23 protein-coding genes and 4 tRNA genes are annotated in these 23,155 nt (G+C 49.6%); 12 read left to right on the top strand and 15 right to left on the bottom strand.

The window, feature by feature from the left end:
- Positions 1-6 precede the first annotated feature (6 nt).
- Positions 7-1,008: a LacI family DNA-binding transcriptional regulator gene (locus LG288_RS05555; protein ID WP_404402840.1), complete on the top strand. Its 1,002-nt coding sequence runs from the start codon at positions 7-9 to the stop codon at positions 1,006-1,008.
- Between the two features lie 20 nt (positions 1,009-1,028).
- Here LG288_RS05555 and LG288_RS05550 read toward each other — a convergent pair whose 3' ends face one another.
- The gene (locus LG288_RS05550; RefSeq protein ID WP_404402838.1) at positions 1,029-2,243 is read right to left on the bottom strand and encodes a DEAD/DEAH box helicase; all 1,215 of its coding nucleotides are present in this window, start codon (positions 2,241-2,243) and stop codon (positions 1,029-1,031) included.
- A gap of 166 nt (positions 2,244-2,409) precedes the next feature.
- On the opposite strand from LG288_RS05550, the gene LG288_RS05545 reads away from it, so the two are divergent.
- The 6 genes from LG288_RS05545 to LG288_RS05520 all read left to right on the top strand — a co-directional run bounded on the left by LG288_RS05545 (position 2,410) and on the right by LG288_RS05520 (position 8,799).
- Positions 2,410-3,054, top strand: coding sequence for an SDR family oxidoreductase (locus tag LG288_RS05545; RefSeq protein WP_404402836.1), 645 nt, complete (start codon positions 2,410-2,412; stop codon positions 3,052-3,054).
- 41 nt (positions 3,055-3,095) lie between these two features.
- A complete protein-coding gene (locus LG288_RS05540; protein ID WP_404402834.1) occupies positions 3,096-4,187 on the top strand; it encodes an MFS transporter in 1,092 nt (363 codons plus the stop codon).
- A gap of 116 nt (positions 4,188-4,303) precedes the next feature.
- Positions 4,304-5,803, top strand: a complete 1,500-nt coding sequence (gene istA, locus LG288_RS05535; protein ID WP_404400552.1) for an IS21 family transposase — start codon at positions 4,304-4,306, stop codon at positions 5,801-5,803.
- Entirely contained in the window at positions 5,800-6,543 is a 744-nt protein-coding gene (gene istB / locus LG288_RS05530) for an IS21-like element helper ATPase IstB (RefSeq protein WP_404402832.1), read from the top strand. The genes istA and istB overlap by 4 nt, the downstream gene beginning before the upstream one ends.
- 155 nt (positions 6,544-6,698) lie before the next feature.
- Complete coding sequence (locus LG288_RS05525; RefSeq protein ID WP_404402830.1) at positions 6,699-7,091, top strand: response regulator; 393 nt, start codon at positions 6,699-6,701, stop codon at positions 7,089-7,091.
- Positions 7,078-8,799 carry a diguanylate cyclase gene (locus tag LG288_RS05520; RefSeq protein WP_404402828.1) on the top strand — a complete coding sequence of 574 codons (1,722 nt, stop codon included), beginning with the start codon at positions 7,078-7,080 and terminating at the stop codon, positions 8,797-8,799. The genes LG288_RS05525 and LG288_RS05520 overlap by 14 nt, the downstream gene beginning before the upstream one ends.
- 351 nt (positions 8,800-9,150) lie before the next feature.
- Here LG288_RS05520 and LG288_RS05515 read toward each other — a convergent pair.
- The 9 genes from LG288_RS05515 to LG288_RS05475 all read right to left on the bottom strand — a co-directional run bounded on the left by LG288_RS05515 (position 9,151) and on the right by LG288_RS05475 (position 14,727).
- Positions 9,151-9,237 (bottom strand) — tRNA-Leu (locus tag LG288_RS05515).
- A gap of 25 nt (positions 9,238-9,262) precedes the next feature.
- Positions 9,263-9,336 (bottom strand) — tRNA-Cys (locus tag LG288_RS05510).
- 6 nt (positions 9,337-9,342) lie between these two features.
- Positions 9,343-9,417 (bottom strand) — tRNA-Gly (locus tag LG288_RS05505).
- A gap of 96 nt (positions 9,418-9,513) precedes the next feature.
- Positions 9,514-10,062, bottom strand: coding sequence for a CDP-diacylglycerol--glycerol-3-phosphate 3-phosphatidyltransferase (gene pgsA / locus LG288_RS05500; RefSeq protein ID WP_404402826.1), 549 nt, complete (start codon positions 10,060-10,062; stop codon positions 9,514-9,516).
- Positions 10,063-10,086: 24 nt separating this feature from the next.
- Positions 10,087-11,910, bottom strand: coding sequence for an excinuclease ABC subunit UvrC (uvrC, locus tag LG288_RS05495; protein WP_404402824.1), 1,824 nt, complete (start codon positions 11,908-11,910; stop codon positions 10,087-10,089).
- Entirely contained in the window at positions 11,894-12,556 is a 663-nt protein-coding gene (locus tag LG288_RS05490; protein ID WP_404402822.1) for a LuxR C-terminal-related transcriptional regulator, read from the bottom strand. The genes uvrC and LG288_RS05490 overlap by 17 nt, the downstream gene beginning before the upstream one ends.
- A 193-nt stretch (positions 12,557-12,749) precedes the next feature.
- Entirely contained in the window at positions 12,750-13,544 is a 795-nt protein-coding gene (locus tag LG288_RS05485) for a thioesterase family protein (protein WP_404402820.1), read from the bottom strand.
- A 29-nt stretch (positions 13,545-13,573) separates the two neighbouring features.
- Complete coding sequence (locus tag LG288_RS05480) at positions 13,574-14,524, bottom strand: DUF3667 domain-containing protein (protein WP_404402818.1); 951 nt, start codon at positions 14,522-14,524, stop codon at positions 13,574-13,576.
- 111 nt (positions 14,525-14,635) lie between these two features.
- A tRNA-Ser gene (locus LG288_RS05475) sits at positions 14,636-14,727 on the bottom strand.
- Positions 14,728-15,022: 295 nt separating this feature from the next.
- Here LG288_RS05475 and LG288_RS05470 point away from each other — a divergent pair.
- The 5 genes from LG288_RS05470 (at position 15,023) to LG288_RS05450 (ending at position 17,035) form a co-directional block, all read left to right on the top strand.
- A complete protein-coding gene (locus LG288_RS05470; RefSeq protein WP_404402816.1) occupies positions 15,023-15,691 on the top strand; it encodes a Bax inhibitor-1/YccA family protein in 669 nt (222 codons plus the stop codon).
- Positions 15,692-15,773: 82 nt separating this feature from the next.
- Positions 15,774-16,118, top strand: coding sequence for a DsrE/DsrF/TusD sulfur relay family protein (locus LG288_RS05465; RefSeq protein WP_404402814.1), 345 nt, complete (start codon positions 15,774-15,776; stop codon positions 16,116-16,118).
- Positions 16,119-16,134: 16 nt separating this feature from the next.
- A complete protein-coding gene (locus tag LG288_RS05460) occupies positions 16,135-16,446 on the top strand; it encodes a DsrE family protein (RefSeq protein WP_404402812.1) in 312 nt (103 codons plus the stop codon).
- Entirely contained in the window at positions 16,443-16,700 is a 258-nt protein-coding gene (locus LG288_RS05455; RefSeq protein WP_404402810.1) for a hypothetical protein, read from the top strand. Before LG288_RS05460 ends, LG288_RS05455 begins: the two co-directional genes overlap by 4 nt.
- A gap of 5 nt (positions 16,701-16,705) precedes the next feature.
- Positions 16,706-17,035 (top strand): TusE/DsrC/DsvC family sulfur relay protein, encoded by a 330-nt coding sequence (locus LG288_RS05450; RefSeq protein WP_404402808.1) that lies wholly within the window; start codon positions 16,706-16,708, stop codon positions 17,033-17,035.
- Here LG288_RS05450 and serS read toward each other — a convergent pair.
- From serS to LG288_RS05425, 5 genes are read right to left on the bottom strand one after another with little or no spacing between them, the layout of a single operon-like run.
- Positions 17,032-18,324 carry a serine--tRNA ligase gene (serS, locus tag LG288_RS05445; protein WP_404402806.1) on the bottom strand — a complete coding sequence of 431 codons (1,293 nt, stop codon included), beginning with the start codon at positions 18,322-18,324 and terminating at the stop codon, positions 17,032-17,034. The two genes, LG288_RS05450 and serS, sit on opposite strands and share 4 nt — an antisense overlap.
- Positions 18,325-18,331: 7 nt before the next feature.
- Complete coding sequence (gene crcB / locus LG288_RS05440) at positions 18,332-18,727, bottom strand: fluoride efflux transporter CrcB (RefSeq protein WP_404402804.1); 396 nt, start codon at positions 18,725-18,727, stop codon at positions 18,332-18,334.
- Positions 18,714-20,069: a replication-associated recombination protein A gene (locus tag LG288_RS05435; RefSeq protein WP_404402802.1), complete on the bottom strand. Its 1,356-nt coding sequence runs from the start codon at positions 20,067-20,069 to the stop codon at positions 18,714-18,716. The genes crcB and LG288_RS05435 overlap by 14 nt, the downstream gene beginning before the upstream one ends.
- On the bottom strand, positions 20,056-20,685 hold the full coding sequence (gene lolA, locus LG288_RS05430) for an outer membrane lipoprotein chaperone LolA (RefSeq protein WP_404402800.1): 630 nt from the start codon (positions 20,683-20,685) through the stop codon (positions 20,056-20,058). The genes LG288_RS05435 and lolA overlap by 14 nt, the downstream gene beginning before the upstream one ends.
- A gap of 20 nt (positions 20,686-20,705) precedes the next feature.
- Complete coding sequence (locus tag LG288_RS05425; protein WP_404402798.1) at positions 20,706-23,123, bottom strand: DNA translocase FtsK; 2,418 nt, start codon at positions 23,121-23,123, stop codon at positions 20,706-20,708.
- Positions 23,124-23,155 lie beyond the last annotated feature (32 nt).

Genomic DNA, 23,155 nt, shown 5'->3' with positions numbered 1-23,155 from the left:
CGAGCAATGGCAACCATTTACGAGGTATCAGAATTAGCCGGTGTATCACTGGCGACGGTATCTCGCGTGCTGAACAAAAACACGCCTGTCAAAGAGGAAACGCGCCGTAAAGTACTGGACGCTATGGATCAGCTGGGCTACCAACCTAACTCTGTTGCCCAGTCGCTGGCATCTAATCGGTCAAACAGCATTGGTATTGTTGTACCTGAGCTGAACGGCCCGTTTTTTGGAACCTTACTCAGTGATATAGAGAACCAGTTTCGACAGGTGGGTAAACATGTGATCATTGCAGCCGGGCACAGCGATGAAAAACGAGAACAGGAGAGCATCAGCTTCCTGCAAAGCCGCAATTGTGACGCGCTGATCTTACATGTTGAAGCCGTAAGTGACGACTATTTAGTTGCGCTGATGAAAAACAAAGTACGCTTTGTGCTGATTAACCGTTTTGTGGCACCGCTCTACGACCGCTGCATCACATTAAATAACCAACACGGCGGTTATCTCGCCACCCGTCATATTCTGGAGCACGGGCATAAACACATTGGTTATATCGCCGGCCCAATTTGGAAGCATGATGCCGACCAACGCTATAAAGGTCATGTCCAGGCGTTAACTGAATTTGATATCGAAGCATCTGAGCAGCTGTTCTTTGAAGGGGACTATCACGAGTCGAGCGGTGCCGAGGGCGCCCGTGTTTTATTACAAAATAATCCGCACATAACTGCCCTGGTCTGTGCCAATGACGAAATGGCAGCCGGTGCATCGACCGCAGCGCGGGAGTTGGGACGCTCATTGCCAGACCAACTATCCATTATCGGCTTCGATAATGTCAACTTTTCCCATTATACTTTTCCAAAACTAACCACCATCGACTACCCCGTCGGCGGCATGGGAGAAATGGCCGCTCAGCTGATCTTAAAGCAGGTGTATCAGCAAAAGGTTAAAGCCATACAAACCGTGTTCGAACCGCGCCTGATAGAGCGCGATTCGATTTCGGAGTGCCAGTAGCTAGCGCTTAAGAACAGCTACTAACGCCTGTTTCCGCCCCGCCCCTGAGGCTTACGCGGCGGGCGCTGGCCCTTAGTCGGCGCAGGTGTTGTGCCGTTCAGTTCAACATCGGCAAAACCTTCCAGCTTACGACGTTCGATCGGTTGGCCAATCACTTTTTCAATCGCCTTGAGGGTTTTAAACTCTTCGTCCATTACCAGGGAAATGGCATAGCCAACCTGGCCAGCGCGCCCGGTACGGCCAATGCGATGCACGTAGTCCTCAGCAACCTGCGGTAAATCATAATTGATCACGTACGGCAGTTTTTCGATGTCCAGCCCTCGTGCGGCAATATCAGTAGCGACAAGAACCTGCACCTGGCCGGCTTTAAAATCCGCCAACGCTTTAGTTCGCGCGCCCTGGCTTTTATTGCCGTGAATGGCGGCAGCCTGAAATCCATCGGCATTAAGCTGCTTAACTAACCGGTTAGCACCATGTTTGGTTCGCGAAAATACCAGCACCTGCGGTAGCTTAAGATCACGTAATATTTGCATCAGCATACGCGGCTTTTCGCTTTTCTGTGCAGCGTACATTATTTGTTCAATACGCTCTGCTGTGGCATTCGGCGGGGCAACCGAAATTTCCACCGGATCATTGACCAGACTTTTAGCAAGGCTGCGAATGTCGCTGGAAAACGTCGCCGAAAACATCAGTGTTTGCCGCTTAGCCGGTAACAACTTTATGATTTTCTTAATGTCATGAATAAAGCCCATATCAAGCATACGGTCGGCTTCATCGAGCACCAAAGTTTCTAAGTTCGGAAAACGAACAGCATTTTGCTGATAAAGATCAAGCAGGCGGCCCGGCGTGGCGACAAGAATATCGACACCTTTGCGTAGCTTCATCATCTGCGGATTGATTTTTACCCCGCCAAAGACGACCGCATAATTCAACGGCAAGCCGGCACCGTAGGTAGCAACACTTTCGCCAACCTGAGCAGCTAACTCGCGCGTCGGCGTCAAGATAAGTACCCGGGCTGTATTGGCCTTTGCGCGTTCGTTGTCCTTAAGCATTTCTAAAATCGGTAAGGTAAACCCGGCTGTTTTACCTGTGCCTGTTTGTGCTGCAGCCATCACGTCATTACCAGCGAGCACGGCTGGGATCGCTTGCTGTTGAATGGGAGTTGGTTGGGTATAACCCTGGCGTGTCAGGGCGGCAAGAATTTCAGGGCAAAGTCCGAGTTCAGAAAAAGTCATGTATCAATGTGCAACTTAATAGTGATAAGAATGTGCATTCTACCTCAGAGCAGAGCTCGCCGCAGTTAATTTATCTTATCCTTTAAAATGATTTGCCCCGCAGCGACTTGCGTCTTTGCTGAGCCGATCTAATATCAATTCACAGGAGCTATCATTTGGAGGACACATGAAAGTTGCAGTAATTGGTGCAAATGGAAAAATTGGTACACACGTTGTTGAGCAGCTACAACAGGAACAAAAGCATGACGTTGTGGCCATTGTTCGCAAGCAAGAGCAGCTCGACGCCTGGCAGCAAAAAGATGTTCAGGCCCGGCTCGTCGATCTAGAAGATCCCGTGGGCAACATCGCAAAAGCCATGGCAGATATTGATGCCATTATCTTCACCGCCGGCTCAGGAGCAGATACCGGCAGTGATAAAACTTTACTTGTCGATTTAGACGGCGCCGTAAAAGCCATGGCAGCCGCATCAGCCGCTGGTACCCAGCGGTTTGTATTAGTAAGCGCCTTACAGGCCCACCGCCGCGAAAGCTGGAATGAAGACCTTAAAGCCTACTATGTGGCCAAGCACTTTGCCGATAATGAACTGATGCGCTCAGATTTAGACTGGACTATCGTGCGTCCGGGAGGCTTAACCGACGAATCAGGCAGTAACAAGGTGCAACTGGCAAAAGATTTATCCAGCGGCACGATCCCACGCAAGGACGTGGCCAGCATACTGGTTCGTTGCCTGGACACACCAAAGACTATTGGCAAGCACTTTGATGCACTTGAAGGTAACACCGAGGTTGATAAAGCGGTTGCTGAAGTCTAATTGGCCAGTTTGGATAGAGAATTAAAAACGGAGACGCTTTTATGGCACAAATCTCAGGCATGCGCTTTGCCCTGACGGGTGCGATCCTTATCGCCATAAGCTTTGGTCTGGCTCGCTTTGCCTTTGGTTTGTTTATTCCACAAATTCGAGATGAACTCGGTATCAGCGCCAATATTATTGGTGCTATCGCGGCTCTGCCCTTTATTAGTTTCGTCTTTGTCAGCCTGGTTGCTCCCTGGATCACCAAGTATTTTGGTGCTCGTAATACCACCGTGTTGTCTGCTGTGTTTGGAGCTTTCGGTTTGGCTCTGATAAGTCAGGCTGCTGGCCCCATAAGCCTCAGCCTCGGTGTGCTGGCGTGCGGTATCTGTACAGGGTTAATGATGCCGGCTTTAACCTCCGCTATGCAGGCCTTAGTAGACCGGGCTATCCATGGCCGTGTCAGTTCGGTGATGAATGCCGGCACCAGCATTGGTGTCGCGTTTTCTGTACCGGCGGTGTTGTTTTTTGTAGAAGCCTGGCGTTATGCGTATTTATCATTCACATTATTCGCCATTTTTGGCGTTATGCTTGCCTGGTATTTAATCCCGTCGGTTTCCAAACTCACTCCCCTGGATGCAGCACCCGCACCTAAGATTACCGGGCAGCAGTGGTGGCGGCTGTTAAGACTATGCTTGTTTGCATTCGCTATGGGCTTTATTGCCTCAGCTTATTGGACCTTCGGGCCCGACTTAGTGACCACTTTAGGTTCGTTATCTTCAAAACAAAGCGGCTGGTTATGGTTAGCCGTGGGTATTGCAGGTCTCGGGGGCGCCATCATCAGCGATTTAGCCGATCGCAATAACCCTGCCATCACCCACGCGCTGATGTTGATGATGCTGGCTACCAGCCTAACCTTGTTAGCCGCCAGCCCGAATCAAATTTACCTCGCAGTTTTTTCTGCATTGGTCTTTGGCTTAGCCTACATGAGCTTAACCGGACTGTACTTGATGACAGGCATTCGCTTATTGCCAGGCCGCTTATCCATTGGGCCAGTCTTGCCTTTTGTCGCTTGCGCCTTAGGGCAAGCTGCAGGAGCGCCTGTTATCGGCTTATTGGTCAGTGACTTTGGCTATGTGTTAATGGCCAACTAAACTGACCCACTTTCGGCCATTAATTTTGATCCACTTTTCGTGGCTTCGGCCATATTTTTCTGTACCGTTCTCAGCTCAACTAGCAAAGCGGGGACGGCACGTTGAAGGAGTGGACAGTGATACACAAAATAAAAGCGATGCACGACAAAGGCCGGGGGCTATCAATTCGTGCAATTAGCCGTGAGTTGGGTATTTCGCGCAACACCGTGAAAAAATATTTAACGATGGACGTTCAAGGCATCAGCGTCATGATGGAAGATACCTCGCGTGAAAAGTGGCTTGATGCCTATCGTGATTACCTGATTAACCAGCTTAAAGATTACCCCAAGTTGTCCGCAGTAAAGCTTATGCGCCGCTTAACCAGAAAGGTTGGTAAATTACCGATCTCTGAGCGCAGCATGCGCCGTTACGTACAAAATCTAAAAGCAGAGGTTGCTGTCGGTCAGTATCGTTATTATGAACCGATCATCGAAACTGTTCCCGGTGTGCAGTGCCAGGTCGATCCCGGCGAGCTTCGTGGCGTACTCATAAATGGTAAGCCACACACGGTTTACTTTGTTGCATTTGTGCTCTCATACAGCCGCCTTATGTATGTAGGCCTTTCCTTGCAGCCCCTGAATACGCAGCGCTTTATTGAGATGCATGACGAAGCGTTTCGCTACTTCGGCGGTGTCACCGAAGAGTGCGTTTACGACCAAACTAAGTTGGTGGTACTGAGCGAAGAATATCGCGAGCTCAAACTCAATCAACGCTTCGCGCATTATGCCACGGCGGCATCATTCCATATTCATGCTTGTGAGGGCTTTGATCCGGAGAGCAAAGGTAAGGTTGAAGCAGCAGTTAAATACGTCAAACAAGACTGCCTGTATGGTGAGTCGTTCCGCAGTGAAGCAGAGCTTCGGGCTTATACCCTTGATTGGCTGAATGAAGTAGCCAACATCCGAGTGCATGGCACCACCAAAGAGCGGCCGCAGAGCTATTATGACCGCTCGGAGCGGTCATTCATGAACCACTATAACGCAGCGATGGGCAGTTTAGACAACACGCCCATGCAAACACGAAAAGTCGACAAAACGGGGTTGATATCCTGGGTCTCGAACAAGTACTCGGTGCCTATGGAATGGCAACAAAGCCGGGTTGGTGTCAGTGAGGCCAATGGCCAACTGCTCTTGCTCGATCCTGCCACCAGTGAGCTTATTGGCCAGCATACTGTCAGCCTTGATAAAGGTCTTATTATCAAAAACCGTGACCATTACCGCGATAAAACTCAGGCGGCAGAAGCGCTTGAAGCATGTCTCAATGAACGTCTCGGTATCGATGTTGGCTGTGCAATTGCGGCACAGTTCAAAGTAACCATGCCTCGGTTTTATAAAGACCAATTACGCGGTGCTCTGGATGTATTAAAGCACTACGGAGAATTGCCCGAGGCACTTACAGCTCACTTGCTCGAGCGTGAAGACTTAACCGCCAGCAAGATGCGTGACCATATCGATGCATGGCTCAGCGCCGAGCAGCGCGGGCGTATGGCTGATGATGAGGCGGATAGTCCGGTGAGCATCGACTTAAGTATGTACCGAGGCATCAGTCATGTTAACGCGCAGCGGAGCCTATCGTGAACCAGTTAGACAATATCGCTAAGCAGCTTCGTAGCCTACGGCTGGGTGCAGCAGCAGGCCAGTTGGCCACTCTGGTGGCCACGGCTGAAGCCAATGAAGAGTCCTATTTAAGCTTCGCCGAGTCGTTAGTATCGCATGAAATCACTCAGCGCAACGTAAACCGAATAAAACGCCATTACAAACAAGCGCAGTTCCCAAAAGAAAAGCGTCTCGACTTATTTGATTATCGGCACCAGACCACAGTAACCAAGCGTCAAATCAATGGGTTACTTGACTTTAGCTTTATCGATGAACGCAACAACGTCATTTTTATTGGCCCTCCGGGTGTGGGAAAGACCCACCTGGCCATTGGGATCGGTCATGAGGCAATCCAGGCCGGATACAAAGTTCTGTTCAGAAACGCATTAACGCTGGTAGAAGAGCTTGAACTTGCCGAAATGAAAGGCGAACTGAAAAAGCGGCTCACACAGCTAAGCAAATATGACCTCATTATCATTGATGAGCTGGGTTACTTACCTATGTCGAGGCAGTCGCGTTACAACTTGTTCCAGCTAATCAATAGCTTGTACGAGTATCGGTCTATCATCTTGACGACGAACAAAGATTTTACCAGTTGGGGTGAGTTCTTCCATGATGACAATGTTGCAGTACCGATCATCGACCGGGTCATCCATCACTCACACATATTTATGCTTGGAGGAGAAAGCTATCGACTGAAGGAAAAAGTCAGCAAAACCTGATCGCAGGTGGGTCAATTTTATTGGCCAAAAGTGGATCAAAATTAATGGCCATTGACACCGTGTCGATGCGATTATGGATAAAGCAAACTTCACGCGTACCAAATTCGTTGAGTTGATCGATAAACTCGCTGGCAACAATGAGAATAGGAGACCCCATGTCTGAGTTAAAACGGGTTTTACTGGTGGATGACGAACCAGACATCCAGTCAATTGCAAAGCTGTCGCTGGAAAAAGTCGGCGGTTTTAAATCCCTCATCTGCTCATCGGGCTACGAGGCAATTGAGCAAATAGCTGACTTTAAACCCGACTTGGTGTTGTTGGACGTTATGATGCCTGACCTGGATGGGCCTCATACTCTGAAGGAACTTAAAAAGAGAGGTCTATTAGATGATACACCCGTGGTATTTTTCACAGCCAAAGTTTTAAACTCTGAAGTTAAAGAGCTAAAAGAGCTCGGTGCACAGGACGTCATCGCCAAACCTTTCGACCCAATGACGTTACCGAGCCAACTAAAAGACATTTGGAGTCGCGCTCATGAGCAACCATAATGCACCTGAAGAGCTACAGACTGAAATCCAGGCCATCCGGGATCAGTACAAAGAACGCCTGGTGTCAGATAAGTCGAAACTAACTTCTCTAATAGACGGATTGAGCCTTACTAACGCCTATCAAAGAGCTGATGAGATACATCTTATACTGCACTCAATCAGCGGCTCTGCAGGAACTTTCGGTTTTGATAAAATTAGCGAAGAAGCACGTCGTATTGACGAACAATTAAAAGAGTCGGCAAGTCAGTTAGGGCAAGACACGGTCATTAAACTAATTAGTAATGATGTCACGCATCTTTGTCAGCTGTTAGATGGAACCGGTGTTGATAATGCATCCTCTTCTAGTCAGTCTCCGAGCACTGATAAAACGCCTCAGAAAAGTAATCCGTCCCGTTCGGCACATGAAGACAAAGTATGGCTCATTGGAGAAAACGAACAATTTGCCGCCCAATTTTCGAAGCAGCTTGTAAACTTCAACTTTAAAATAAACACCGTAACCCTGAAAGAAGCACTTAAGTTAGCGGATAAAGTAGGCTGGCCGGATGCAACTATTATTGATTTGGACGGCCATCCATTCAATGCCGCAGCAGATTTCAAAACACTTTTCACAACTACAGAAGGAGCCCCTAAAGGGCTTATCATCGTGTCTGAAAACGATGCCTTTGATCAGCGAATAAAAGCCGCTAAAATTCGCGCAACAAGCTTTTTAAAGAAGCCTGTCGACCTATCAGAACTAGTCAGCCATTTAGAGGCGGTAGTCAACGAGAAGAAGTCCGCACAACCTCGTGTCATGCTAATTGATGATGACAAGGAACTCTGCTCACTAATGAAGTTAGAGCTAGAATCGCAAGGGATGCAGGTTAATATACTTCACGAAGTCAAAAATATTGTCTCAGAACTGAATGAGTTTCGGCCTGAATTGCTGCTGCTTGATATGGAAATGCCGGAGTACTCCGGTATAGATATAGCGTTGTTAGTTCGCCAAAATGTGCAATTTGAAAGCCTTCCTATTGTGTACCTTTCAGCCGAGCGAAATCTCGAAAAACAGACCGAAGCACTGCTGTTTGATGCCGATGATTTTTTAGTAAAACCTATCTCGAACGAACGTTTGATTTCCTCGATTCGTTCAAGAGTTCAACGTGCGAGAAATCTGGAGCAGTTAATCTGTAAGGACGGGCTAACAGGTCTATTAAAACACGCCACCATTAAGGAGCACGCAGAACGAGAACTAATGCGGGCTCGTCGCGACGAAAGTCCCATATCTATTGTTATGCTGGATATCGATTACTTCAAACGTGTTAATGATACTTACGGTCACTCGACTGGCGATACGGTTATCGCATCGCTCGCTGCCTTGCTACGTCACCGGTTTCGGCAAACTGACATTGTTGGCCGTTACGGGGGCGAAGAGTTTTTGGTTATTTTGCCAAACACTCATGAACATGAAGCGGTTAAAATAGTTGATGCTATACGAATAGCGTTTAGTGAAATAAAATTTTTGGCAGATAACCAAACGTTCTGCTGCACACTGTCAGCGGGCTGTGTTTGTTCAAATGACTTACCTGCTGAAATTGACGCTTCAGAGCTTGTCGAAGCCGCGGATAAAGCGCTCTACGCGAGTAAAAACAATGGTCGCAACCAAGTCAGTACACGACAACAGACGTTGTCATATTCAACTTTTACTAAAACGCTCAAGGATACGCCTTAACGCCTTGACCCTCCGACTCCCCGGCTTTTCTTATTTTCAATTGATTGACAGAAGCGACCAGAACAAAGCTCAATAACATCAACAAGAGTGAGAATAAGCTGGGTTTTCTTTTTTGGCCCAAGGTGTACACCAAAGTCACCACACAAAATAACGGCGCCTAGCTCTGCAACCAGCTATTCAAAAGCATAATCGAGTTCTTTACCGCTAAAATAGACACCGCAGGCCAGCTCTCTCTAGAGAGGAACATGACGCGTTAGCGGCCTTTTGGAATGATCCTGGAATTCTGGGTTTTGATTATGGCATGGTTTTCTTGCGTCAGGACGCAAGCTACAACAAGATATAAATCGGAATTGGTGCCCGGGGCCGGACTTGAACCGGCACGATCTTACGATCGAGGGATTTTAAATCCCTTGTGTCTACCAATTCCACCACCCGGGCACTTTATAGAAGTGTTCTCGAACAATGGAGGCGGGTCCCGGAGTCGAACCGAGATCCACGGATTTGCAATCCGCTGCATAGCCATTCTGCCAACCCGCCGATGTTTGGAGCGGGAAACGAGATTCGAACTCGCGACCCCAACCTTGGCAAGGTTGTGCTCTACCACTGAGCTATTCCCGCACCGTCATCTGCCGTGGCATTCTACTGTCTATTCGTTTTCAGTCAATGACTTTTTTTCGATTTTATGACTGTTTGGCTATTTTTGCGGCAAAGCAGTTAATTTTCAGTCAATTGCTTGCCTGCAGCGCGCAAATATTCCCACATTGACCACAATGTCAGAATAAAAGCAGCGATAAATGACAGCAAGCCCAGCCAGAAAATAATGGCGTTGGCGTTCCACAGTAAGCCAATCAGCGCCACCATTTGCGCAATGGTTTTAAATTTTCCCAGATTGGATACTGCCACCACGGAGCGGCTGCCCCGCTGTGCCATCCATTCACGCAGTGCGCTGACGATCAGTTCACGACAAATCATGGCCAGCGCCGGGATGGTAATATACCAGGCATTATAATCTTCGACGACCACCACCAGCGCGGCCACTACCATGGCTTTATCGGCTACCGGGTCGAGAAACTCGCCAAACTCGGTAAACTGGTCGAATTTACGGGCTACGTAACCGTCCAGTGCGTCGGTAAGAGCGGCGACTAGAAAGATAAACGCCGCCCAAAATCGAGCTTCGGCAAAGGGCAGATAAAAAACAATCAGAAAAACCGGAATCAGGGCAATCCGAAAGCTGGTCAACGTATTCGGGATGTTCCACTTCATTATCCACTATGTCCTTGTAAGCTTTTACTCATCTCTAAATGAATAATAAATTTTTTCCGCTAACGCCCGGCTTATGCCCGGCACCTTCGCCAACTGCTCAATACTAGCGTTTTTTACCTCATGTAATCCACCCAGATTTTTTAATATTTTTTGCCGGCGTTTCGCCCCTATCCCTTCAATCTGTTCCAAGCTGGATGTTCTTTTCGCTTTGCCGCGCTTAAGCCGATGGCCGGTAATGGCAAAACGGTGCGATTCATCGCGAATGTGCTGTATCAAGTGTAACGCGCTGGCGTCTTTATTCAGCGGGATGGTTTCGTGACTGCCGGCCATAATCAAAGTTTCAAGGCCGGGTTTACGCGACTCTCCTTTTGCAACACCAATCAGCAGCGGCGCTTCTTTACCCCAGTCGGCAAAGTACTTTTCGGCCTGAGCCAGCTGCCCTTTACCGCCGTCAATAAACAAAATATCCGGTATATTGCCAGCTTCTTTAGCATTCTCATAGCGCTTAGCCAGAGCTTTTGCCATGGCCGCGTAATCATCGCCCGGGGTAATACCTTCGATATTGTAGCGCCGATAATCGGCTTTTTTGGGGCCATTCTGATCAAAAACCACACAAGAGGCGACTGTCTGCTGGCCCATGGTATGGCTGATATCAAAACATTCCATGCGCTGTATCGGCACTCCCAGCTCAAGGACTTGCTCGAGTGCGTGAGTGCGGCGGTTCATGGTGCTTTGCTGGTTCAGTTTACTTTCCAGTGCATTAACCGCATTTTTTTGCGCCAGTAGCTGGTATTGTTTACGCTCACCCCGGACGTTTTGCAATAAGCGTACTTTTTTGTTCAGCGCCTGCCCCATCACCTGGCCCAAGACTTCATCGTTCGCCACATCATTAGGTAAAACGATTTCCGAGGGAACTTTACGCCCGGCCGTGTCCGATAGATAAAACTGCAGCAAGAATGCGCGCAACAGCTCATCATCGGGCGTATCCGCCGGTACTTTAGGAAAGTAACTGCGGCTGCCTTGCAGATGGTTATCACGAACAAACAGCATTTGGATGGTGACCATACCGTTACCCCGCGCCAGACCAATGACGTCCAGTTCCTGCTGCGAACCGGTGACTGAATTTCGCTCCTGAGCACGACGCAACATCACAATCTGGTCACGGTAGCGGGCCGCACGCTCAAAATCCAGTGACTCGCTGGCCTGTTCCATTTTGGTAACCAGTTCATCAATAACCTGCTGGTTTTTGCCGTTTAAAAACTGTTTCGCAAAGCGCACCTGCTCGTCGTATTCTTCATCACTGCAGATATTTACACAGGGCGCCAGGCAACGTTGCAGCTGATGCTGCAGGCAGGGCCGGCTGCGGGCCCGGTAGTACGAATCATCACATTGGCGCACCGGAAAGATTTTTTGCATAAGGCGCAGGCTTTCACGTACCGCAGCACCGTTAGGAAACGGCCCGAAATAATCACCTTTGGCACGGCGTGCGCCGCGGTGAAAGCCCAGTCGCGGATGCTGATGATCGGTCAGAATAATATAAGGGTAAGATTTATCATCGCGCAGCAGTACGTTATACCGGGGACGGTATTTTTTAATGAACGTATTTTCTAAAATCAGCGCTTCGGCTTCGGTATTGGTTACTGTGACGTCCATATCCGCTATTTGTTTAACCAGTACCTGAGTCTTAACCCGGTCTACCTTGTCACGAAAATAGCTGGCTACGCGCTTTTTTAAGTCTTTTGCTTTTCCGACATAAATTACCTCACCTGCCTCATCGTACATGCGGTAAACACCGGGTTGATGAGTCAGGTGACGTAAAAAGTTTTCTGCATCAAAAGTCGCTGTCATAATTCCTGAGTTGATTTACTTCGACTAGACCACTGTTAATGGCGAGATGTGCCAATTGTACATCACCCTGCACCCCAAGTTTTGAAAAAATTCGATAACGGAAGGTGTTGATGGTTTTGCTGCTGATGTTTAGGTAGTTTGCGATCTCGGACACTTTAAGTCCGCGGCTGATCATTTGCGCGACCTGCAGCTCCCGCTCACTGAGTTTATTGATTATTGGGGTGTTGTGATTCAGGTGAGGGTTTTGGACAAAATAACGTGCCACCGGAGCGGCGACATAAACGCCACCGTTTTTTAGCGCCATTACAGCGTCTTTAAGCTCGTGGCCGCTGCTGGACTCGAGCAGATAGCCGTCAACCTGCGGTACACTGCACTGAAAGTCCAGAATATCCTGATAACCTTTGCCCCATAGGATCAAGCGCAGTTCTTTATACCGCCGGGCCAGCCGCCGCCAGGCTTCGACGGTGCCATCGGCACCCAGCCGGCTGCACAGCACCACAATGGCATCATCGTGCTTGTTACAGGCTGTCCGTAGCTGTAGCAAAGAGGTGACTGTTTCAATACTGTGGCTTAGGCCGTTATGCAGGATAGACGCCATGCCGGCACTGATCACAGGATTAGAGATAGCTAAAATAATGTGGTTCATTAAACTCTTCCTTGTTAAATAATCCATCAACGAAAACATCCGTTCCGATGTCAGTACCACCGACACTCTGCGACATCACCAATAAACATTTAACGAAATCCTATAATCTGCAAGCAGGATTTTTACTTTTTCAGTCGCTTAGCTTCAGCTTAAAAGTTACCGGGATTCTGGCTGAACCCCGCACTGCAGAGCGTCAGGCAAACACCGTAAAGGTCTGTCGGCTAATGGCAATCAGCTGCCCCTGGTCGCTCCACAAACCGGCGCGACTGTGACCATAACCATCGCCGGCATGTTCAATAAAGGCCTCGTACTGAAACCAGTCATGGGTTGAAAAGTCCTGCAAAGGCAGGTCCGGAAACTCGATCGTCCAGGTTAATGATGAGGCAGGCGCCGGTTTATCCAGATGCGGCAGTACCGCCGGCGGCCAGGCGTCTACAAGGGCTAAAATTGCCGCCGTCGATAACGGCTGTTGTTCATCGCGAAAGCGCACCCAGCCACCAAATGTTCTGCCGGGCTGGCCGCTAAAGGGCATGCCGCCGGAGGTGATACGGTAATCAAAGTTTTTCGCAAATTCCGGAACAATATCGGCTTCTGGCAAGCCCGGACCGTCGTTAACGGTTTTTAGATCCGGAGGTGTTTCGCCGGCTACTTGAACCTGCGACTGACGCGCTTTACCTAAACTTGCCAGCCCGGCCAGCATAACGTCGCCCTGTTGCTGCAGCTCAACGGCAACCTGTATCACCGACTTCCCCTGCCGTAATACTCGATAGCTCAGTTGCGCCTCGCCAGGCTCTGCCGGAGCCACGAAGGATAGACTCAGGCTGCGTAAATGGTAATCGTCTGAAAACTGTTGACGTAAAAATTGTGCGGCCAGCGCGGCACTGAAGCCACCAAAAAAAGCTCTGCCCTGGGCCCAGCCGGTCGGCAGTTCTATTACCTGATCATTCTTGTCGCTGCTAATTTGAGCCAGGGTGCTGCTAAAACTCATAAAAGTCCTTATTTAAACACGGGTTTGATTCATGAGTTAAGAATACCAACAACAATCATTAAGGCAAAAAATATGGCTAACAAAATGATGTAACCGATGGCGCAAAACAAAAACTTAATCAGCGTCAAGGGCCAACCTTGCTGATAGACGTTTTTTTGAGTTAACAATAAATAGACAATGATCCAGGCAAAAATTACTGTCTGTACAAGATGACTACTAATGTCTGCCCAGCCACCGGCACCCAGGCCGGCAATCACGTCTGCCAGGCTTCCGATGATGGTCACCAGCATCAGTGACAACAGGATAAAAGCGTGAGTGTGCAAAGCTACCGTTAAGTGCTCGAGGTAGTAATGGCGGCTGAATACATAGCATAACTTCAAGAAAAGCGCCCAGAACGGCAACATGACCAGCATCATCTGGGGCGTCATGGACATAAGCTTTTTGCCGAACTGCTGAGGATTTTCTAGTAGGCTTTGCACCTTCTGCTCTAATTCAGCCTCGGTTTGCTCGCTGATGCCGAGCACTTCAAGTCCTTGTAACTGGACTTTCGGCGGCTTCAGCTGGCCGTTTTCGTCCAGCAGCGGCGTTAGCGGGTTTACCAGTTGCTCATCCAGCTGTTTCTGTGCTTCCGCTAATTGTTGCTGTTCGCTTTGCTGTAATTCTCTAAACTGTACATCTATTAACGAGGTTAAAACTAAAAACGCGATTAAAGAGATAAAAAAGTACAGCCGCAGCGGCGGAACATAGGAGGCATGGCGGCCTTTAAAAAACTGCAGCGATAAAAAACCCGGCTTAAACATTAAACCGGTTAAGGTGCGGTAAAAACGCGAATCCCAGTGACCGAGTTCGCCGAACAAATCACCCAGCACCGCAAAAATACTACGCAGGTACCGTTTATCCTGCTGTCCGCAGTGATGACAGAATTCGCCCTGAAGCTGGGCATCACAGTTTTTACATGTGGCTGGCGGTAACGTATTCATAACAAATTCCGTTTTTGCTTAATATATCAGCAACCGGCAATTTGTCGATATTTTCACTGTGCTAAAAAACAAAAAGGCCTACTCGTTGAGTAGGCCTTTTTGCTCTGAATTTGGCGGAGAGGGAGGGATTCGAACCCCCGGTGGGTATGAACCCACGCCTGATTTCAAGTCAGGTGCATTCAACCGGACTCTGCCACCTCTCCGTTTTGTCTTGCGGGTGTTCCCCGTTAAGACGAAGCGAATATTAAAGGGCTGCGATTCGCTTGTAAAGTAAAAATTTAAACAAAAGAGCAGTTTTCAGCTTGTTTGGTGACTAAATAGACAAACTGACGCTATTTCATCCATAACCTGCCATTTATCGACAAAATTGAGTTCAGAATGACTACCCATAAGACCTGATTGTACGGTAGTATCGGTGGTAATGAATTCATCGGCTCGAACAGAAACTTTTTAGCTAAGAAAGAGTCTTATAAATAGTCGTAAACCACGGAGATAACTATGAACGATCGCAGTCAGACTTATGTCGGTCAGCAAGAATCGACACTGGCCGTCCACAAAGTACTTAGAAATACCTATTCACTGCTCGCGATGACACTGGCGTTCAGTGCCATTACGGCAACCATCAGCACCATGATGAACCTGCCCTACCCTGGCTTCATCTTAACGCTGGTTGCTTATTTTGGCTTACTGTTTGCGGTTCATAAAACCAAAGACAGCGCTTTAGGTATTGTCTTTACCTTCGCCCTAACCGGCTTCTTAGGTTATACCTTAGGCCCGCTACTGAATATGGCGTTATCGATGCCAGGTGGCGGTGAGATGGTAGCAACTGCATTAGGCGGCACTGCCCTGACCTTCTTTGCCACCTCGGCTTACGTGTTAACCACGAAAAAAGATATGTCAAAACTGGGCGGCGTGGTAATGGCCGGTATCATCATGGTCTTTGTTGCCATGATCGCTAACTTCTTCTTCCAGATGCCTGCGCTGCAGTTGGCCATATCCGCTATCATGATCCCGTTAATGGCGATGTTGATTATGTGGCAGACCAGCGCAATCATTCATGGTGGCGAGCGTAATTATATTATGGCTACTGTTACCCTGTATGTTTCGCTTTATAACCTGTTCGTTCACTTGCTATCATTACTGATGGCGTTTGGTGGCAACGAATAAAGCACGGCAGCTAAACCGAGTTTACAAACGCCCCGCACTGCGGGGCGTTTTTGTTTGTTCATTCAGAAACTTGAGATAACCGATGAGTAAATTGTGTTTGGTTTTGCAACGCAGTATCAATGAGCCGTCGTTTAGCGAGCGTGCCTTGCGCTTTGCCGGGCAAGCAGTACGCGCAGGCCATGAACTGAACTGTGTGTTCTTTTACCGACAGTCGGTTGATCATGCGCGCAATAACCTGAACGCCAACGGCAAAGCACTGCAACAACAATGGCAAAGCTTTTCGCAACAACATCAGGTGCCATTAATTGTCTGTCATACGGTCGCTGAGCGGCTCGATATTAATGACTTTGCCGAAGGCTTTGAAGATTCGGGTTTAACCGCTCTGGTTGCGGCGATGGCCGAGGCCGATCGTACTTTACAATTTTAGCCCGGAGCCTGCGTACATGACAAAACGCACTGCAATTCTACAAACCGCCGCTAATAGCGATGCAGCAATCGAGGCATTGGATGTGGCTTTAGCCATGGCCAGCATGGATCAGTCGGTGCAGCTGATATTAGCAAACGATGCGGTAGACTGTATCAGCGATAATCCCAGTAAACGCTATGCAATGCTGGAACTGCTGGATGCAGAGCCTATTCTGGTTTTTACTGATGAACCGCTGAGCAATCCCCATCAGCTGGATATCGAGATGTTATCAAGCCAACAACTTGCGGAACATCTAAGCCGCTACAATGAGGTTTTACAGTTTTCATGACACTGCACTGGATAAGACATCAAACACTGACAAGCTGGCTTCAGCAACACGGACAATTGCTAGCAGCGAATGATAAAATACTGCTAACCGATACCGCTTTAACGGGGTTACCGGCGGAACGCGTCTGCAACAACGCTATTTACAGCCTGAGCGAAGAGTCATCCCTAGCCCCGCTGCCGGATTACGTCGAACCACTGGACGATAAACAATGGCTGACGTTGGTGTTAGACTGTCCGCAGCAACTGACCTGGTAGTAACAATGATTGAATTTAACGGCAAGCACTACGAAACCGATAAACACCAATACCTTGCGCACCTGGATGACTGGAGCGAACCGCTGGCTTTGCATATTGCGCAATTAGAAAATATTGAAATGTCCGCTGCGCACTGGGAAGTGGTTTACTTTGTGCAGAATTTTTACAAAGAATTTGATACCAGCCCCGCCATGCGGGTGTTGGTTAAAGCCATGAAGAAACAACTGGGCGAGGATAAAGGCAACAGCCGTTACCTTTATAAGCTGTTCCCAAAAGGACCGGCTAAGCAGGCAACCCGTATTGCCGGGCTGCCTAAACCGGCTAAGTGTATTTAACCGCTGATACGCTCCAGCCCGCCCATGTAAGGACGTAATACGTCCGGCACGATAACCGAGCCGTCGGCTTGCTGGTAGTTTTCCAGCACTGCTACTAAAGCGCGGCCTACTGCTAACCCTGAACCATTAAGGGTGTGCAGTAATTCCGGTTTCTTCTGACCTTTACGACGGAAACGGGCTTGCATGCGGCGCGCCTGAAAATCCCCCATGTTAGAGCAGGAGCTGATTTCACGGTAAGCGTTCTGAGCCGGTAACCAGACTTCCAGATCATAAGTTTTGGTGGCTCCAAAGCCCATGTCACCGGTACACAACAGCATCTTCCGGTACGGCAATTCCAGTTTCTGCAGCACCGCTTCAGCGTGCGAAGTTAGTTGCTCCAGCGCATCCATTGAATCTTCTGGTTTAACCATCCACACCAGTTCCACTTTATCAAACTGATGCTGACGGATAAGACCACGGGTATCCCGACCATGAGAGCCGGCTTCGCTGCGGAAGCAAGGTGTATGTGCGGTTAATTTAAAAGGCAGTGACTCTTCGTCAGCAATTTCGTCACGCATCATATTGGTCAGCGGTACTTCTGCCGTGGGTATCAGTGACATTGGGATCTGATCTTGTGATTCGCCTTCGATATGAAACAGATCTTTACCGAACTTAGGTAACTGACCGGTGCCGTACAGGGAATCATGGTTGACCATGTAAGGCACATAAGTTTCGCTGTAACCGTGCTGGTCGGTGTGCAAGTCGAGCATAAATTGCGTTAGCGCACGATGTAACCGGGCAATGCTGCCGCGCATCACCACAAACCGGGCGCCGGTTAGCTTGGCTGCGGTTTCAAAGTCCAGCCCCTGAGCCAAGTTTTCGCCGACATCAACGTGGTCTTTAACCTCGAAATCAAACTGACGCGGCTCGCCCCAGCTTGCGATTTCTTCGTTTTGCTCTTCGTCGGTGCCAACCGGGACACCTTCAGCAGGAAGGTTTGGGACCCCCATAATGATGTCCTGCAGCTGCTGCTGTACCAATTTTAATTCTTCTTTGGCAACATCCAGCTGATCACCCAGATCACTCACCGCATCCAGTAAGGGTTGAATATCTTCACCGGCGGCTTTTGCTTTACCAATGGCTTTCGAGCGGCTGTTACGCTCTGCCTGCAGTTGCTCTGTGCGCACCTGTATTTGCTTACGCTGTTGCTCCAGCTTCTGCACGGTATCGACATCCAGCTCGAAACCCCGTGTTTTTAGCTGTTCAGTCGTCTGTTCTAATTCTTCGCGGAAATATTTCGCGTCTAGCATGAGTGTCCTACTTAACTGAGATATTCAACAAACTGTTCATCAACATCATCGCGACAACGACCGCCGCGACACAAAGTATTACATTAAGACCAACGTGCAGCATGGCTTTTGCCAGCTCGCCCTGCGCCATCATGGATACCACTTCGACGGAAAAAGTCGAAAACGTGGTAAAGGCGCCAAGCAAGCCGACACCAATAAACAGCCGCCAACTATCTGCTACCGACTGTTGCTGGGTATAAGCAAGCAACAAGCCCAACAAAAAAGAGCCTATTATGTTAACGGTCAACGTCGCAAAAGGGAACCGCGGGGCGTGACTGATTAGCGCTAAACTGACCGCGTAGCGTGCTCCTGCACCCAGAGCACCACCCAGAGCCACCCAAAAAAAAGCGCTAAGATGAGTCATTGTCCCGCCCTCTTGCCCACGGACTGCGCTCATCCAGCTGCTGCAAGCGAATGAGCTTTTCTTTAATTTTTATTTCCAGGCCGCGTTCATTAGGCTGATAAAAACGCGTACCGGCCAGGGCATCGGGTAAATACTGCTCACCGGCCACATAAGCGTTGGGGTAATTATGCGCGTAGCGATAATCCGCCCCATAGCCCTGGTCTTTATGAACCTGGGTGGGTGCGTTACGCAAGTGTTCCGGTACCGGCGCATCGCCGTATTCTTTGGCAGCCTTCAGGGCCTGCTTAAAGGCGTTATAAACAGCATTACTTTTCGCTGCCGAGGCGCAGTAAATAACAGCCTGGGCAATGGCCCGCTCGCCCTCAGCCGGACCAACCCGGTGAAAGGTATCCCAGGCGTTTAATGCCAATTGCATGGCGCGGGGATCGGCATTACCAATATCTTCTGAGGCAATCGCCAGCAGCCGCCGGGCAATTACCAGCGGATCGCCGCCACCAACTAATAAACGGGCGTACCAAAACAATGCTCCGTCGGGCGATGACCCGCGCACCGATTTATGAAACGCGGACAGAATATCGTAAAAATGATCACCCTGATGATCAAAGTCAGTGGCTTTTTCGCCAATCGCATCAGTGACCATCTCAACCGTTACCTGTTGTTCATCTAACGGCAGATAATCGGCTACTACTTCCAGGTAGTTAAGCAGGCGACGGGCATCACCGCCGGCTAAATCCAGCAACTTTGCTCTGGCTTGTTCGTCTAACTGCAGCTGCCGGCTGCCCAAGCCTCTTTCTGTATCAGTCAGCGCGCGCTGTAGCAGCTGCTCTAAATCGTCCTTTGTTAACGCCTGTAAGCGGTATACACGAGCTCTGGACAACAGTGCGTTATTCAGTTCAAAGCCGGGGTTTTCAGTCGTTGCGCCGATAAATACGACGGTACCGTCTTCAATGTGCGGTAAAAATGCATCCTGCTGGCTTTTATTAAAACGATGTACTTCGTCCACAAACAGCAACGTTCGTGTACCCTGCTGCTGCGCCCGTGTTTTCGCCTCATCAATTGCCTGGCGAATGTCTTTAACACCTGAGGTAACCGCGCTTAGGCGGGTAACCGTTGCATTAGCGTGGACCGCAATCAGCTCTGCTAACGTGGTTTTACCGGTGCCTGGCGGCCCCCACAGGATCATTGAATGCAAGTGTCCCTGCTCAATCGCACTACGCAACGGCTTATCGCTTGCCAGCAGGTGTTGCTGGCCAACGTACTGATCCAGGTTTTTTGCCCGTAACCTGGCCGCCAGCGGCTGAAAGTCGGGGCTGAAATTAAGGCTCTGGTTAGCGCTGGTCATCAACCTCGACCCCATCGGGTACTGTAAACTCAAACTTATCCGGACTCAGCTGCGGGTTTAGCTGTACTTCAGCCAGGTTAATTTCAATAATGTCCCCCTGCTGCTGGCGCAGCCAAATGCTGGATAACTGTTGTTGGTCAAACCTTAAGCGTAATTCGCTGTCGGCTTCGTTGTCCCGAACCGTATAATAATCGGCTTCGGGCTCACTAACCTGGTAATCCTGCCATTGCTCCTGAGTACCGGTAAGTAAAAGCAACATTGGGCTGTTAGCCGCTATGTCGGACTGATGGTACAGGGTCACTTGCTCGACAAAGGGGTTGTAGTACCAGACTGTCTCCCCGGAGGCAATCATCAAGGTGTCATCGGGTGGATCGGTTTGCCACAGCAGCTGAGCAGGGCGCTTAATTGCCAGCTCGCCGGTTAACTGCTGCAGTGTTTCACCGTTGGCAGCCGTTACCGTCTGGGTAAAGTCAGCCGACAGGCTTTGCATTTGCTGCAGACGATTTTGCAGTTCCTGGCGCGCGCTTAATTCGGTATCTGCAGTCGCTGCATCCACCGCGGCTGATACAGGCAGCAGGCTGGACACAAGGGCGGCGGTTAGCAGAGTTTTAACCATGTTGATTCCTTATCATGAAACTAACGTACCGGTGGTGGTGCCAGCACTTCACGTTGACCGTTATTACCGGCACTGGTTACGACACCTGATAGCTCCATTTGTTCGACAATGCGTGCCGCCCGGTTGTAACCAATCCGGAATTTTCGCTGTACACTGGACACCGAGACCCGCTGCGATTCGGTAATAAAGGCCACTGCCTCATCATAAAGCGGATCCGACTCGCCATCTTCATCCTCACTTTGCTCTCCGGGCAACAGTGCTTCCTCGCCCTGGTCTCCGGATAAAATTTCGTCCAGATAGTTGGGTGAACCGCGTTTTTTCCAGTCGGCAACCACCGCATGTACCTCATGGTCATCAACAAAAGCACCGTGCACACGTACCGGCGAACCACTGCCCGGCGGTAAATACAGCATATCACCCTGCCCCAGCAACTGGTCAGCGCCGGGCTGGTCCAGAATGGTCCGCGAATCCACCTTCGAAGATACCTGAAAGGCAATACGGGTTGGAATATTCGCTTTAATTAAGCCAGTAATTACATCCACTGACGGCCGTTGCGTGGCCAGCACCAGGTGAATACCGGCGGCACGGGCTTTTTGGGCGATGCGGGCAATTAATTCCTCAACTTTTTTACCGACAATCATCATCATGTCGGCGAATTCGTCAATTACCACCACGATATTGGGCAGCTTTTCCAGCTCGGGTGGCATTTCATCCATGGAATCACCGGGCTTCCAGATCGGGTCTTTAAGGGGCTCGCCGGCTTCCCGGGCGGCAACCACTTTGGCGTTATAGCCTTTTAAATTGCGCACACCCAGCGCCGACATCAGTTTATAGCGGCGTTCCATTTCGCCCACACACCAACGCAGCGCATTAGCTGCGTCTTTCATATCGGTTACCACTTCGGTCAGCAGGTGCGGGATGCCTTCATACACCGACAATTCCAGCATTTTCGGGTCAATCATAATCAGCCGCACATCTTCCGGTGTGCTTTTATATAACAGGCTCAGGATCATGACGTTAACACCGACCGACTTACCTGAACCCGTGGTCCCTGCCACCAGTAAGTGCGGCATTTTCGCCAAATCAACGATAACCGGGCCTCCGGCAATGTTCTTGCCCAGGATCATGGTTAACGGTGAAGTACTGTTTTGGAAAGCATCGCAATTAATGACTTCACTTAACTGCACTATTTCGCGGTGCTTATTGGGTAATTCAAGGCCGACGTAGGATTTACCGGGAATAACTTCCACCACCCGCACGGCAATGGCAGAGAGGGTGCGCGCAATGTCTTTTGCCAAATTCGATATTTTTGAAACCTTAACCCCGGGCGCCAGATCCAACTCAAACCGTGTAATTACCGGGCCAGGCTGCACGTGGGCTACGCGCACATCAACACCGAAATCTTTTAATACAGCTTCCACGGTGCGGGAAACCTGGTCCAGCTCTTCCTGGCTAATGGGATGTTCAGTTTTGTTGGGCCGGTCAAGTAACTCAATCGAAGGCAGTGGGGGCAGATCGTTCGCCCGCGGTTCGGCCGGGGTAATGGATTGTCGTTTCGCGACTACGGCACCATCGGACTGCTGCTTTTTGCTGGCCGCTTGTTTAGAAAAACGTGGCGGTTCGTCTTGTGGACTCTGTTCGGAGGGCTCATCGCTCTGTTCAACTGCCTGCTTTGCCACTACCGCACTGATGGCCTCATCGGTGGCTTCATGCTCGGTATCTATCGCACTTAAGGAAGGCAGATTCAGCGTCGGTTCAGCTTTGCTTGCTGTGACCTCTTCATCTGACAGCCCCTCGCCGGCGCTAGTCTGTTCGGTCACCGCGGTGGTGGCCGTAGAGTGATCGCTCTCACGTTGCACAATGTTCCGTAGCCATTGCACCAGCCATAGCACACCGTTTATGGTCCATTCGCCGAGTTTATCGGCAATTTGCAGCCAGCTGACACCCGTTACCAGGGTAATACCGGTTGCTAAAAAGGTCAGTAATAATAACGTTGAACCGACGAAGTTCAGATAGGGCATTACCGAAGCGGCAATAACATCGCCCAGCACGCCGCCGGCTGAAAAATAATAAATATCGTTAAAATTGATTGAAGCTAAGGCCGAAGCGCCAATCAGGGTCAATAAGGCCCCCACCAGGCGCAGGCTTACGGCCAGGTAATCTAACTCTAATAACTTGTGGGTCTGGCGGAATAACAGGTAGCCCAGCCCGGCAAAGGCAAAGGGTATCAGGTAAGCAACAAAACCAAAGGTGAATAACAGCACATCAGCAGTCCACGCGCCGACGGCGCCGCCAGCGTTATGAATGCTGCCTTCAAAGCCGGTTTGAGACCAGCTGGGATCAGCCGGATTAAAACTGACCAGCGCGAGAAAAATAAAAATGGCTAGCGCGCCGCTGATCAATAAACCCGCTTCGAGTAATCGTTGTACACCTGTCATTGTGTGCTTAAAAAGTCCTGTTATTGTCGTTA

The sequence above is a fragment of the Idiomarina seosinensis genome (genome assembly GCF_044797955.1).
GTDB lineage: Bacteria > Pseudomonadota > Gammaproteobacteria > Enterobacterales > Alteromonadaceae > Idiomarina > Idiomarina seosinensis_A.
Note: the sequence above shows the minus strand (reverse complement) of the source record. Positions and strands in the feature narration are given on the sequence as shown.

Bases quoted from the DNA above. Each gene is read 5' to 3' on its own strand.
- LG288_RS05555 (WP_404402840.1), top strand. From the start codon at position 7: ATGGCAACCATTTACGAGGTATCAGAATTAGCCGGTGTATCACTGGCG.
- LG288_RS05550 (WP_404402838.1), bottom strand. From the start codon at position 2,243: ATGACTTTTTCTGAACTCGGACTTTGCCCTGAAATTCTTGCCGCCCTG.
- LG288_RS05545 (WP_404402836.1), top strand. From the start codon at position 2,410: ATGAAAGTTGCAGTAATTGGTGCAAATGGAAAAATTGGTACACACGTT.
- LG288_RS05540 (WP_404402834.1), top strand. From the start codon at position 3,096: ATGGCACAAATCTCAGGCATGCGCTTTGCCCTGACGGGTGCGATCCTT.
- LG288_RS05525 (WP_404402830.1), top strand. From the start codon at position 6,699: ATGTCTGAGTTAAAACGGGTTTTACTGGTGGATGACGAACCAGACATC.
- LG288_RS05520 (WP_404402828.1), top strand. From the start codon at position 7,078: ATGAGCAACCATAATGCACCTGAAGAGCTACAGACTGAAATCCAGGCC.
- pgsA (WP_404402826.1), bottom strand. From the start codon at position 10,062: ATGAAGTGGAACATCCCGAATACGTTGACCAGCTTTCGGATTGCCCTG.
- uvrC (WP_404402824.1), bottom strand. From the start codon at position 11,910: ATGACAGCGACTTTTGATGCAGAAAACTTTTTACGTCACCTGACTCAT.
- LG288_RS05490 (WP_404402822.1), bottom strand. From the start codon at position 12,556: ATGAACCACATTATTTTAGCTATCTCTAATCCTGTGATCAGTGCCGGC.
- LG288_RS05485 (WP_404402820.1), bottom strand. From the start codon at position 13,544: ATGAGTTTTAGCAGCACCCTGGCTCAAATTAGCAGCGACAAGAATGAT.
- LG288_RS05480 (WP_404402818.1), bottom strand. From the start codon at position 14,524: ATGAATACGTTACCGCCAGCCACATGTAAAAACTGTGATGCCCAGCTT.
- LG288_RS05470 (WP_404402816.1), top strand. From the start codon at position 15,023: ATGAACGATCGCAGTCAGACTTATGTCGGTCAGCAAGAATCGACACTG.
- LG288_RS05465 (WP_404402814.1), top strand. From the start codon at position 15,774: ATGAGTAAATTGTGTTTGGTTTTGCAACGCAGTATCAATGAGCCGTCG.
- LG288_RS05460 (WP_404402812.1), top strand. From the start codon at position 16,135: ATGACAAAACGCACTGCAATTCTACAAACCGCCGCTAATAGCGATGCA.
- LG288_RS05455 (WP_404402810.1), top strand. From the start codon at position 16,443: ATGACACTGCACTGGATAAGACATCAAACACTGACAAGCTGGCTTCAG.
- LG288_RS05450 (WP_404402808.1), top strand. From the start codon at position 16,706: ATGATTGAATTTAACGGCAAGCACTACGAAACCGATAAACACCAATAC.
- serS (WP_404402806.1), bottom strand. From the start codon at position 18,324: ATGCTAGACGCGAAATATTTCCGCGAAGAATTAGAACAGACGACTGAA.
- crcB (WP_404402804.1), bottom strand. From the start codon at position 18,727: ATGACTCATCTTAGCGCTTTTTTTTGGGTGGCTCTGGGTGGTGCTCTG.
- LG288_RS05435 (WP_404402802.1), bottom strand. From the start codon at position 20,069: ATGACCAGCGCTAACCAGAGCCTTAATTTCAGCCCCGACTTTCAGCCG.
- lolA (WP_404402800.1), bottom strand. From the start codon at position 20,685: ATGGTTAAAACTCTGCTAACCGCCGCCCTTGTGTCCAGCCTGCTGCCT.
- LG288_RS05425 (WP_404402798.1), bottom strand. From the start codon at position 23,123: ATGACAGGTGTACAACGATTACTCGAAGCGGGTTTATTGATCAGCGGC.